Origin of the sequence: Pseudoalteromonas sp. DY56-GL79, from assembly GCF_041414765.1 — a bacterium.
GTDB classification, from domain to species: Bacteria; Pseudomonadota; Gammaproteobacteria; order Enterobacterales; family Alteromonadaceae; genus Pseudoalteromonas; species Pseudoalteromonas piscicida.
The window spans coordinates 1-12,738 of the sequence record NZ_JANHZS010000024.1; the positions used below are offsets into that span (position 1 = coordinate 1).

The following is a 12,738-nucleotide window of genomic DNA, read 5'->3' on the forward strand; positions in this document are numbered from 1 at the left end:
CATAGCCCCAAGCCGATGGTGTTTACCGCTACAGTGCGCTCGCTGTCGGGGTCAAAGGCCAATCCTCATCTAGATACTCAAGGGCAATATGCCACGCAAGTATATTTTGATAGTCAGGTGACCGAGTCGGTAAAGCGTCTCACACAATATGCCTGTCGCGGTCAAAAGCAACCGACAGGGTTACACTTTCCACTGCTGCCAGACAGTAATGTGCTCATCGGTTGTATGAACAACGACCCAGACCAAAGTTACCTGCTAGGGTTTGCCCTTAACGACACCCAACCATCGGTTGTTACTAGCGCCAATAACGCCCAAAACGTATTGTGCTCTCGCGGCCAAAACCTGTTGATGTTTGATGACACCCCAAATACCCCGCATATTGTGTTGCAAACCCTAGCGGGCAATCAGCACTTGGTGTTACATGAGGATAAAAAGCAGCCTTACATTCACTGGCTTGCGCAACTTGGCGCAATGAATATTTTTGCAGCCAAAGACATACAACTTGGCAGTGTTAAAAGCGCAATTCGACTACTCACCAATAAAACCTTTATTGCCAGCGCCAAACAACAACTGGCACTGGAGAGTAAAAAGTCGGTGATTATTGATGCAGCAACCAACCTAGACGTCACCGCCAATCAAATTGACGCCAGCGCCAAACAAGATTTGACCCTTAAGGCCGGTCGCAGCCATCGCAGTGTTATCCAAAGTGATATAACACTCAAGGCAGACAACAACCTCACCATCACCGCGCCGGCGGGAAGTCAAATCATTCAAAGCCAAGGTAATATCACAGTAAAAGGCAGTGGCTCTGGCAACCTCACTCTTGCCAATGGCGGCAGTGAAATCAGTATTGACTCAAGTGGTAACGTCAACATCTTTGCAAACAAGTTACTGACCTTAAAAGGCAAAGCCATGACCGTGTTTGACGGTAGCATGGAGCAAGATATTGGTGGTAAGCAAAGCGCCACTATGCCGAGTGTACCGCAAATAGCGCAGATAGCAGCAAATCAACGCTTGTCGTTAACCGCTGATGGTACGGCATCACTTGCTGATAAAACCATTGACCTTTCGTATTTTTATAGCGACGGCACACCAGTAGAAGACATTGATTACGAAGTCGTGATGGATAACGGCAAAAAATACACCGGCCAGCTTAGTGGCGGTACCGCAGAAGTCATTGATGTGCCTGCTGGGAATTATACCGTGAGCTACATCGGCGAGGACGAAGAGAAGATTATCTCGTTACGCCAAGAGCTTCGCACGGCCCTTGACCAAATGGTTGCAGAAATCCGCAAGCAAGCTGACATTCAAGAGCGTCTGATTGATGACGAAAATCTTGGGATGCAAGGACTTATCTATAGCGGTGCTTTCTTATACGGGCTTTATCAGCAAGGAGAAAGCATTGTAACGGGAGTTGCAGATTTAGTCGAAGGCACAGCAGGGGCAATTTATGATGTTGGCGCAGCAACTTTCCGTATTTTGGGCCACCTCGCAACTGGCGATGTGGAAGCTATGCGGGCAGAGTTACAGCAAATTATGTCAACTGCCTCAGAGTCCATTAATGGCATCGTTGAAGCGTTTGAAACATTAGTTATAATTGCAGAAGATGAAGAAGCGCGTACTTTACTTGCAAACTTTCCAGCACGTTACTTTAATGCCCATTCCAGTGTTGAACGTACCAGAATGGCAGGTCGCTTGTCGTTTGAAATACTGCTTGCCCTTGCCACCTTTGGTAGTGGTGCAGTGGTTTCAGCTATCGCAAAATCCAATTACTTTGTTAAAGCAACCCGCGCACTGGAAAAGCTCACTCAAGCCACCAAGTTAAAACGCTTAAATTACACTCGCTCGGGTACAACTGAAAAAGTACAATTAGACCGGATCCCAAAGGTCGAAACCGACATTGACGACGTTAAAAGAATTGAGTCTGTCGCACCCGTCTCAGTTGCATTAAAAGTTAACCCAAGGACGCATGTTCAAATATTATTGGATGACTTTTTAAGTGATGCACCAGAGCATGTAAAGAATAATTACCGAGTTGCATTACGAGATGGAAAACCTTATATAACAAGACGAAACCAAACGGTCAGTGACCAATTGCAGTATGTTGACGGCCAAATTGTTTTCGCCTCGAATAGAATTGATACACCTAATAAAGTCTTGCAACGCTTAAAGGTTGACCACAAATCACTCACTCCAGCGGCAAAACAAAAGCTTAGTGCGCTAGAGGCACAAAGAAATCAAGCCATCGCCAAACGCGATGCTGCATTAAAGTCTGGTAATGCAGAGCACCTTAAAGCTGCATATAAAGATATGCGTGCAGCCAGTGAAGAGCTGGGTGAAGAAGCAGCCCGGATCTTCGTAGAACAAAATTATCCAGGAGCAACGCCACTGAGGTCAAAGTTGCTCACAGATGGTAAGCAAGGACAATTTGACCAATTATATCAAACCAAAGACGGTCGACTCCTAGTTATTGAAGCCAAAGGTGGTAGCGCAACTTGGGGGAGTCGAATGGCCGGAACAAAGCGTGCTCAGCAAGGCTCAAGAGCCTATATGGATTCAATTTTTAAGAATTATGAAAAGAAACTAATAAAATATAAAGCTGATCCGAAATATGGTGACCCAAATGAGGCTAAGTTTAACGAGCAGGTTAAAGAATTAAACCGAATGCTCGAACACTATAAAGATATGATTAAAATGGACGGTATTATTGATGACCCAATTGAATATATTGGTGTACAACAAAAAGCTTCTGATGCTGGAATTAAAGGAGCCATTGATGCCACCATATTTGATATTAAAAATATAGAAAAGGGATAGAAAATGATTAAAAATCATTATACGTACGCACAGGCCAGCTATGAAGATAGCCAAGACTCATACAATAGGTTTCCTGACGAATTAACACTCACCGCAATTAGAAATAAACCGCAAAGTGCTTTGTCTACGTTTTTAACAACCAACTTAAGAACATTCCCACTAGAAGCCCTTGAAAACCCAAACAGCAAAAATGCATGGAAATACCTCACGCGTGCACAAGAATTAGGATTGGGAATTTTTCAATCTAACGATAATCCAAGTAAGCCATTTCAACTACACTACGATAACCAAGTTATTGAAGTAGTCGGGGCATTAGACCCTGAAGGCGCTGATATTTTTAATTGGCCAAAGGCTATGTATCTTGCAATAATTACGCGAAATCAAGATGCGATTGATTATCTAATTCAAGTTGATGATTCAGTTTTTAAAGCGGCTAACTATGCTGAGCAATTCACTCCTTTTGATTACGCGCTAGTTGATTTGCTCAAAGCCATTTTTACGCCTGACGCAGACTTAGCCTCGGCAATTGAAAAAGCATTAATTACCAGTAATCCAGACGATTACAAATACGATGAGGCTTATCACTATGCTAGTAGACTCTACTGGCCCGTAGTTTCTGTCATTTTAGGTATATTTACCGATGATGGCGGCGTAGAGTTTAATCAGGCGATTGAAAAGGCAACGCTACTTCATAAAGAATACTACGATACCAAAGAAGAGAAATTTGAAATTGATGGCGCACTATCCATTCCCCTCACTGCCATGGCTTCATTAGCAAAAGACATCAAAGGTTACGACTTGACCACAGAAAATGGCTATATACCTGAGTGGTTGGTAAACCCTAACCCACCAAAATGATAAAGGTAAATTAAAAAAGAAGTCTAATTTGATAAACCACACTCTTTAACAACATGAATGTTGCAGGCTAGGTTCAATCCTCCTCCTAGCCTACATTTCTCATCAAATTTCTTCTGTTGCTTTCATGTACATTTTTAATTAGAGAAACTGAGTTAGCTAACTTTCAACTGCTTTATTGAGATGGTATGCAGTGGTAAGACAAAGCCATAAATAGTGATAGATATTTACCCCCTAAAAAGTAAGGAAAGATAATGGAAAATTTACCCATAGGCTTGCGCGATAAAATTGATGCTCTCTACATTTCTGCATACAAAGCATTAGAAGTCAAAAATGTTGACACCGCCCAAGAAAAAGCTGAGGAAGCATGGGGGTTATTACCTGAACCGAAATTTGATTGGGATGTCACTCTCAGTTTTGTTACCGGAATTTGTAAAATGTATCGAGAATTAAGCTTACACGAAAAAGCCCATAATATTATTAATGAGCTTTTAGACTCAGACCATTTAAATGACTATGAAGATGGACCATTATTTTTAAAAGGTACATTATACTTTGAGCAAGGAGAGTTTAAACAAGCATATGAATGGTTTGCTAAAGCCAATTCTATTTCACGGGGTAGATGCTTTGTAGAACAACCTAAGAAATACAAAACCTTCTTTAATGAGTATAACCAATGAATGTACATGACCAGATAGAAGAGTATTGCGAGCAAGGCAATGACCTTTTTGATGAAGAAGATTTTCAAGGCGCAATGACACTTTGGAAAAAAGCTTTCGATTTGCTCGCTGATCCAGATGAAGAGTGGGAGCAAGCCGTTTGGCTTAAAGTATCTATTGGGGATAGTTATTATATGCTTGATGAATATCAACAATCCCTAGATTCAATGCTGGATGCATTAAACTACCCTGAAGCACTTGACAACCCATTTATTCACTTTAGATCTGGCCAGTGTCATTATCAGTTAGGTGATAAAGAGCGCAGTAAAAATGCTTTACTTAAAGCCTATATGTTAGCCGGAAAAGAAATCTTTGAAGACCATGGAGAGGATGGGCTTTTTTATTACGACTTTTTAAAGTCCGAAATCAAGTTATAAACCAGTTCTACGCAAAGGACAGGACAGGACAGCACATGACAGTTAGCATATCCATCGTGCAATATCTTGTTCGATATATTTACCACAAAATTCAAGAGCCTTGGCTTAAGCTCCAAACAAAATATCACCCTTAAGGCGGGTCGCAGCCATCGCAGTGTTATCCAAAGTGATATAAACCTCAAGGCAGACAACAATCTCACCGGCATTGGTTTAGTCTTTATAAGCGGATGATGCTGATAGCACAAAACACTAGACATAACTGAAGCGGTAAAACCAGCCAGACCACTACAAACCAAATGATGTGGGGATCCGCGCTAATAGATCGGTTTCTCCCATATCAATACCAATCTGGCTGAGTAATGTCGTTATTTGCCCTCTATGGTGCGTCTGATGATTAAATAAATGATGCACTAAAAAACCAAACTGGCGAGAAAAGGTTTTACCTTGTGTGTTTTTGTAGTGTAAATCGGCTGCAAGCGCCTCCTCAGTGACTTCATTCGCAAATTCAATAATCACCTTATCCATTTCAGCCCTTGCCTGTCTCAACGCTGCAAAATCTTCATACAGCATCGCATCAAGTTTTGTCGGCAGCGGCATCGTTGCTACAGCGTTCAGTGCTTCAACATGATAGCTATGCTTTGTATAGCGCTTAAGCCAAATAATATCGGCAACAAGAATATGGTTTAATGATCCTATAATGGAGCCAAAAAAAGCCCCTCGATCTTGGTGTAATTTCGTGACGCCCAATCCCGAAACAGCTTCATATAATCTTTCGTTCATCCAGCGATTGTAATCCGCCATTAATTCAAAGTTTGCTTTCATCTAAATATTCCCTGCTCTTGTAAAAATTGACTAATCTCAACTTAGCGGCATTGGCTAGGTCAAAAAATACAAATATTTGAAGTTGAAAACAATCAATTTTATTGAACACTTTAATCTCAACTATCAATTATACAAATCAAAATGCGCACGGCATAATGGCTACATCAACTTAAGAAGGAAAGCAAAATGTTAAAGAATATTGAAGGTCAACGCGTACCACAGGTTACATTCCCAATTAGAGAAAATGAAGAGTGGAAGCACGTCACCACCGATGAAATTTTTAAAGGTAAAACTGTCGTTGTATTTTCTTTACCTGGTGCCTTTACACCAACTTGTTCGTCTACGCACTTACCACGCTATAACGAACTTGCTAGCGTATTTAAACAAAATGGTGTCGACGAAATCGTGTGTTTATCCGTTAATGATACGTTTGTAATGAACGCATGGGCACAGTATCAAGAGGCGCAAAATATTACACTACTACCTGACGGTAACGGCGAATTCACTGACGGCATGGGCATGTTAGTTGATAAAAACGATTTAGGTTTTGGCAAACGCAGCTGGCGTTATTCAATGCTGGTAAAAGATGGTGTGATTGACAAAATGTTTATCGAACCAGAAAAGCCTGGCGACCCGTTTGAAGTATCAGACGCAGATACTATGCTGGAGTACATTAACCCGCGCCAAATCAAACCAGAGCCGGTTACCGTTATTAGCAAGATTGGCTGTCCATTCTGTGAAAAAGCCAAAGCTTTGCTAAAAGAAAAAGGACTGGCATATGAAGAGCTGGTACTTGGTCAACAAGCATCGCTAACCAGTCTCAAAGCGCTGTCTGGTCGCGAAACCGTGCCGCAAGTATTTATCGGCGGTAAACACATCGGTGGCTCAGACGATTTAGCTGAATATTTCGCTTAATCACTCATCCCCCACAACATGACTTGGTGAACTTGCTCACCAAGTCAAAATGTTCCCCCTCAACACAACACGATGGCTAATAACTGACTGTCATGGGGGAGTATATCAATTTATCTTAATACTTGCTCAATTTGAAGGAGCAAATCTGACGCTAACTGCGTTAAAAATTTCTCATTTAGAACAACTAAATAGCAAAATTTTTGCCTGGTTATCGACAAGATTTTCTCGCCTCAAATAGACCTCTTAATTAAGTAAATTGGTATTACACTTTCTGATTTCGGAGCAAAAAATGAAAAAGATAAACACCGACGTAGTCGTGATTGGTGCGGGAACAGCGGGTCTCAGCGCCTATAGAAATGCCAAAAAATATACCTCAGAAGTACTGATGATTGAGTCTGGCGTATACGGCACAACGTGCGCACGGGTTGGTTGCATGCCAAGCAAGTTACTGATTGCCGCAGCAGAAGCCGCACACCAAATTGAAGTCGCACCTAAATTTGGTATTAATGTAAAACCCGCTGAAATTGACGGTAAAGCGGTTATGGCGAGAGTAAAGCATGAGCGAGATCGCTTCGTTGGCTTTGTCGTCGAAGCTGTCGACGAATTGCCTGAGCAAGATAAACTACGCGGCAGTGCAAAATTTATCAACAGCCATATCGTACAGTTGGACGACCACACCCAGATCACAGCCAAACGCTTTGTTATCGCTACAGGTTCAAGACCTAGCTACCCCGGTGTCTTTAATAATTTTGGCGACCGCTTAGTTATTAACGATAACGTTTTTGAGTGGGACGATTTACCCGACTCAGTGGCCGTATTTGGCCCCGGCGTGATTGGCTTAGAACTAGGTCAAGCGCTACACCGACTTGGCGTAAAGGTCAAAGTATTTGGTGTCGGCGGTGGCCTTGGCCCACTAACCGACCCAATCGTCAAAGACTATGCCACCACGGTGTTCAGTGATGAGCTTTACCTCGACACAGATGCCAAAGTATCAGATATGAAACAGGTCGGTGACAAAGCCGAGCTTACCTACATTGACAAACAAGGGAAACCACAAACCGAGCAGTTTGACTATGTATTGGCAGCCACAGGCCGTGTGCCCAATGTTGATAACCTTGGGCTAGAAAATACCACGCTTGAGCTTGATGAGCGAGGCGTACCGCTAGCCGACCCACATACCATGCAATGTCTTGATGGCTCTGGTAACGCCCCGATTTTTATTGCGGGTGATGCCAGTAACCAGATCCCGCTTCTACATGAAGCCGCAGATCAGGGCACGATTGCAGGTGAAAACGCCGGTCGTTTCCCTGATGTGAGAGTGGGACTGCGCCGCGCAAAACTTGCGGCGGTATTTAGCGACCCACAAATAGCGATGGTTGGAGCAAGTTATAAAGAACTGGAAAAGCAATATGGCAATTGCGGCTGCTTTGCCATCGGAGAGGTGAGCTTTGAAAACCAAGGCCGCAGCCGCGTGATGTTAAAAAACAAAGGCCATATGCGAGTCTACGCTGAACAAGGCACCGGATTATTCTTAGGTGCCGAATTTGTCGGCCCTGCTGCTGAGCATATGGCGCATTTACTTGCTTGGGCGCTACAAAACAAGATGACCGTGCCGCAAATGCTCGAAATGCCTTTCTACCACCCAGTGATAGAAGAAGGCCTAAGAACGGCACTGCGAAATCTAAATGCAAACTTGAAGTTTGGCCCAGATATTATCAAGCACTGCTTGGAATGTGGTCCTGGCGCTTAACTTATCTCTGTTCAGGCCTCATTGCGAGGCCTGTTTTGTTGCAATTACTCGTATCTTAATGATTTTACAGGCCGCGCTTGTGCAGCAACTAGCGTTAACGAGCCGACCGTTAGCCAAGCAATCGCAAACGCTAAACTTGCAGCAATCAAAAATGGTCCGATTGAAAGGTCAATACGATAGACAAAGTTGTTTAACCACTGCTGCATCACAAAGTACGCAAGCGGCCACGCTATCAGGTTTGCAATCAGCACTTGCTTTGAAAATTCCTTGTTGATCAATATCACGATATCCATCACGGAAGCACCAAGCACTTTACGCACCCCAATCTCTTTGGTGCGCCTTTTTGTGGTAAAAGAAGCAAGACCAAATAAGCCTAAACAAGCAATGAAAATCGCCAGCATAGAAAACAAATTAAACACAATGATTTCTTTGTCTTCCTGGCGATACATCTGCTCAAATTTAGTTTGTAGATAAGTCAGTTCCATTTCTTGTTCTGGTACTAGCTTGCGCCAAGTGGCCTCTATAAAGTCGCGAGTTTGCGCTGTATCACCTTGGAATTTAATCGCCATCGAATTGCCTTCATGCTCTCTTAGCAAGTGATACGTTGGGCTTATCTCTGTTTTAAGGGAGGAAAAATAGTAGTTTTGCGTCACCCCGATGATAGTCGCCATAGCGCTTGAATGCCGAGTTAATCGTACTTCAAATGTTTTACCAACTGCTTCATCAGCACTAAATCCTAAACTCTGCGCCGCCTTTTCATTAATCACAACCGAAAAACGCGGATTTGGCTCAGCCGCACTCGGCATCGCGAACTTATCGGCAGGAAAATCGCGACTAAACCCTCGGCCACTCAGTAGCTTAATGTTGTAGCTGCTAAAATAATCTTCATCTACTGCCAATGTCGGCATGGTTTGCGACAATTGTGTTTTTGGATTAACCATCCCAAATGCATCGACAATGGTCTCTGTTGGTACCGCCGAACTTGCCGTCACACTGACAATATTTGGGTGAGAGAGCAGCTGTGTTTTTAGTGCGCTACGCTGTTGACTGGCGATGTCTGTATAAAGACGGCTCAGCACAAAAGTATTGTCTTTGTCATAACCGAGTTCTATGGCTCTGGCGTACTTTAATTGCTGGTTAGATACCGTGGTGGCGATAATAAGCACCACGGCGACACTAAATTGAAATACCACCAGCCCTTTACGCAGCAGCGCGCCAGATTTACCCTGTGTCACTTCTCCTTTAAGCACTTTAGCAGGTTTAAAGCGGCTTAGATAAAAGGCAGGGTATGCGCCTGAGATTAAGCCAACGAATAACCCTAACAGCAACAGCGTAGTCAACACTAACGGCTCTGAATAGAAGTCAAAACTGAGCGGCTTGCCGATAAAGCTCGCAAACAAAGGCAAACCGGCTTCAACCAGCGCTACAGCAATGATCAACGCGATATAACTCAGCATCATCGCCTCAACCACAAACTGCACAACTAAATGCTGCTGTTTTGCGCCTAATGTCTTACGTACTCCCACTTCCTTTGCGCGCTTGGTTGCTGTGGCAGTCGACAAGTTCATAAAGTTAACACACGCAATAAAGAGAATAAGCGCTGAAATAACACTAAACGAATAAACAGTATTGATATCACCATTTTCTTTCATTTCACCATACTGATGGGAGTGAAGGTAAATATCGGTGATAGGCATTAATTCAAAGCCAAGGGTTTTGCTAGTTCCCGGACCATAATGATTATCTAAATAACTTGGGATTTTTGCTTCAACATCTTCACCGGTTACCCCATCCGCTAATTTAACGTAGGTAAAATAGTTAAAACTTGGGTCACGCTGCCAGCTGTTATCACCATAATAAGTGGTGGCCGTTGCCATACTGATGAGCGCAAAGACGTTTAAATGGGTGCGCAGCGGCAAGTCTTTTATCACGGCGCTGACCTTTAACGGTAGTTTTCCTGCACCAAGTAAAGATTCTCCAACAACATTCGTGCGACCAAAATAGAGCATTGCAGCTGCTTGAGTTAAAACAATAGTGTTGGGAGCCTCGAGTGCCGACTGACGCTCTCCGTCAATAACATCTAAGGAGAAAAAATCGACAAAGTTGGGATCAGCGAGGAATACACCATCATGAAGAAAACTTTCCTTGCCTTGCCCAAGCGCAACGCTCACTTCTCGAAAGCGAGTAGCATCAACCACTTCTTCAAAATGTGCTTGGTAGTTTTCTGCGTTAAATACTTGCCCTTGCGCATAGTATTGCTCAGGCGCACTTGGTGGCATCCATTTTACAGACGAGCGATAGATTTGCTCATGACCCTTTATAAACTTGTCGTAACCCAGCTCAGATTCAACAAAGATGGCCATATTGATACAAATAGCTAAACCAATCGCCAAACCCAAAATATTGATTGTTGAGTAGAGCTTTTGTTGCAGTAAGCTGCGATACGCGATTAACAAGTAATTTTTAAGCACAACGAACCTCCTGCATTTGACTCGAAACAATATGGCCATCCAAAACATGGATCGTGCGATGCGCGTAATTTGCATGGTGATCTGAGTGCGTCACCATGACTATCGTTACCCCTTCTTGATTAAGCTGTGCTAACAGCCCCATGACTTCTTCACCATTTTTTGAGTCAAGATTGCCGGTTGGCTCATCCGCTAGAATCATTTTTGGCTTTGCGACAATAGCACGCCCAACAGCAACCCTTTGCTGTTGACCACCTGAAAGTTGCTGTGGGTAATGATCTTTGCGATGCGCAATATTCACTTTTTCAAGCACGGCTGTCACACGCAGTGCTCGCTCGGCTTTAGGGATCCCCTGATAAATAAGCGGAAGCTCAACGTTTTCATACACTGTGAGCTCATCGATAAGGTTAAAACTTTGGAAGATAAAGCCAATATTGTCTTTACGAATATCAGCAAGCTGACCTTCACTTAATTGGCTGATGTTCTTGCCATCAAAAACATACTCACCACCATCAATATGGTCTAGCATGCCGATAATATTGAGTAAGGTAGACTTACCTGAACCTGACTGTCCCATGATAGCAACGAACTCGCCACGCTCTACGGTCACCGTGACATCCTCAAGGGCGTAAGTCTCAACCAGCTCAGTACGAAAAACTTTATTTATTTTAGTTAGATGTAACATATTCTTTTGCCTTTTAATTCGATTAACGAGTCAAACTGACCGACTGCATGTCTTTAAAGCTGCTGTAACTTGAGGTGATCACTCGGTCGCCGACCGCCAGCCCATCAAGTACTTCAATATATTTGTTGTTACGCTCGCCAAACGTCACCGATTTCTTCACCGCCACTTGGCTGCCCTGCTCTAGTACAAATACCCACTTGCCGCCGGTATCTTGATAAAATCCACCATTTGGTATTAAAGTCGCGGCTTTTGCATCTGCTAATAACAACTCCAACTGTAAACTTTGACCTCTACGAATGTCGCTGGGCAGCGCAGCATTAAAAGTTAAATCCACTTCAAAACGACCATTTGACACTTCGGCATAGACCTTTGCGAGCGTTAGCTCATACGGCTTTACCTGCAGGGTTAACCTTGCGGTTTGCCCTTCATACACACGGCCTAGGTAAAACTCATCAATTTGGGCCGACACTTTATATTCGGACACTATATCAACTTGTCCTAAACGTGCTCCTCTCGCCTTTGACGCACCTAATTCCGCATCTAGCGCAGTCAATTGGCCATCCATAGGCGCTTTGATAATTAGGTTTTCAAGATTTTTGCGCGCAAAGCCTAAGTTTTTATTAAGCTGCTCGACGCTATCTTCTAGCTGTGCAATTTGTGCCGTACGGATTTTTTCATCTTGTCGCTGCTGCTCGATAATTAACTTGCGGCGGTTTCTTAGATACTCAGTTTCATCTTCGGCGGCTTGTAGCTCATCTTTTGAAACTAAATTACCGCTACCAAGGCGCTTGAACTGTGCAAGCTTTCGCTCACTTTGACTTACCTGAAAATCTAGCTCTAATAAGTTTCGTTTTAAGTTTAAACGGTTTTGATCTATCGCTAAGCGGGTATTGTGTAGGTTATTTAGCTGCTCTGAGATCTGCGCCTCACGGGAGATCACATCCAGCTGCAAACTGGTGTTGCTCAGTGCGAGCAGTTTGTCACCCTTTTTAACCATCGCACCTTCTTCTACGAAACGCGCTTCGACTCGCCCACCTTCGATGGCATCAAGATACACAGACTTACTCGGCATGATGCTGCCTCTAAGCGGAATAAGATCATGAAACTCGCCCTTTGTTACTGTACTTATCTTGACCTTATCCATTGCCAGATTAACACGATCCCCGCTGCTACTCGCTGCACTATCAAATGCAAAATACGCTACCACGATGACAGGTAGCGCCAGCCACCACAGCTGAAATCTTTTGTTAGGTGTTATTTTTCTGTCCATTTTGTCACTCTCTTGAGTTTAGGTTAGCCTAATAACTCAAATTGCATGCCAAACTAAAAA

10 protein-coding genes are annotated in these 12,738 nt (G+C 43.4%); 6 read left to right on the plus strand and 4 right to left on the minus strand.

Annotation, left to right across the window (positions count from 1 at the left end; genetic code table 11):
- The 4 genes from NO992_RS17065 to NO992_RS17080 all read left to right on the plus strand — a co-directional run.
- Positions 1 to 2,817 (plus strand): type IV secretion protein Rhs (locus tag NO992_RS17065; protein WP_371379210.1); only part of this gene is annotated, 2,817 nt, incomplete at its 5' end.
- A gap of 3 nt (positions 2,818 to 2,820) precedes the next feature.
- The gene (locus NO992_RS17070) at positions 2,821 to 3,675 is read left to right on the plus strand and encodes an immunity 49 family protein (protein WP_371379212.1); all 855 of its coding nucleotides are present in this window, start codon (positions 2,821 to 2,823) and stop codon (positions 3,673 to 3,675) included.
- A gap of 251 nt (positions 3,676 to 3,926) precedes the next feature.
- Positions 3,927 to 4,352: a hypothetical protein gene (locus tag NO992_RS17075; RefSeq protein WP_371379215.1), complete on the plus strand. Its 426-nt coding sequence runs from the start codon at positions 3,927 to 3,929 to the stop codon at positions 4,350 to 4,352.
- Complete coding sequence (locus NO992_RS17080; protein WP_371379218.1) at positions 4,349 to 4,768, plus strand: tol-pal system YbgF family protein; 420 nt, start codon at positions 4,349 to 4,351, stop codon at positions 4,766 to 4,768. Before NO992_RS17075 ends, NO992_RS17080 begins: the two co-directional genes overlap by 4 nt.
- Before the next feature lie 285 nt (positions 4,769 to 5,053).
- Here NO992_RS17080 and NO992_RS17085 read toward each other — a convergent pair whose 3' ends face one another.
- On the minus strand, positions 5,054 to 5,590 hold the full coding sequence (locus NO992_RS17085) for a DinB family protein (protein WP_371379222.1): 537 nt from the start codon (positions 5,588 to 5,590) through the stop codon (positions 5,054 to 5,056).
- Between the two features lie 186 nt (positions 5,591 to 5,776).
- Here NO992_RS17085 and NO992_RS17090 point away from each other — a divergent pair, with 186 nt between their 5' ends.
- Positions 5,777 to 6,505, plus strand: a complete 729-nt coding sequence (locus tag NO992_RS17090) for a glutathione peroxidase (RefSeq protein WP_010605622.1) — start codon at positions 5,777 to 5,779, stop codon at positions 6,503 to 6,505.
- A 289-nt stretch (positions 6,506 to 6,794) separates the two neighbouring features.
- Positions 6,795 to 8,255, plus strand: coding sequence for a dihydrolipoyl dehydrogenase (locus NO992_RS17095; protein WP_371379224.1), 1,461 nt, complete (start codon positions 6,795 to 6,797; stop codon positions 8,253 to 8,255).
- 44 nt (positions 8,256 to 8,299) lie between these two features.
- Here the strand turns inward: NO992_RS17095 and NO992_RS17100 are convergent, their stop codons facing one another.
- From NO992_RS17100 to NO992_RS17110, 3 genes are read right to left on the minus strand one after another with little or no spacing between them, the layout of a single operon-like run.
- Positions 8,300 to 10,726: an ABC transporter permease gene (locus NO992_RS17100; RefSeq protein ID WP_305775999.1), complete on the minus strand. Its 2,427-nt coding sequence runs from the start codon at positions 10,724 to 10,726 to the stop codon at positions 8,300 to 8,302.
- Complete coding sequence (locus NO992_RS17105) at positions 10,719 to 11,408, minus strand: ABC transporter ATP-binding protein (RefSeq protein WP_017216962.1); 690 nt, start codon at positions 11,406 to 11,408, stop codon at positions 10,719 to 10,721. Before NO992_RS17105 ends, NO992_RS17100 begins: the two co-directional genes overlap by 8 nt.
- A 22-nt stretch (positions 11,409 to 11,430) precedes the next feature.
- Positions 11,431 to 12,678, minus strand: a complete 1,248-nt coding sequence (locus NO992_RS17110) for an efflux RND transporter periplasmic adaptor subunit (protein ID WP_371379228.1) — start codon at positions 12,676 to 12,678, stop codon at positions 11,431 to 11,433.
- Positions 12,679 to 12,738: the final 60 nt, after the last annotated feature.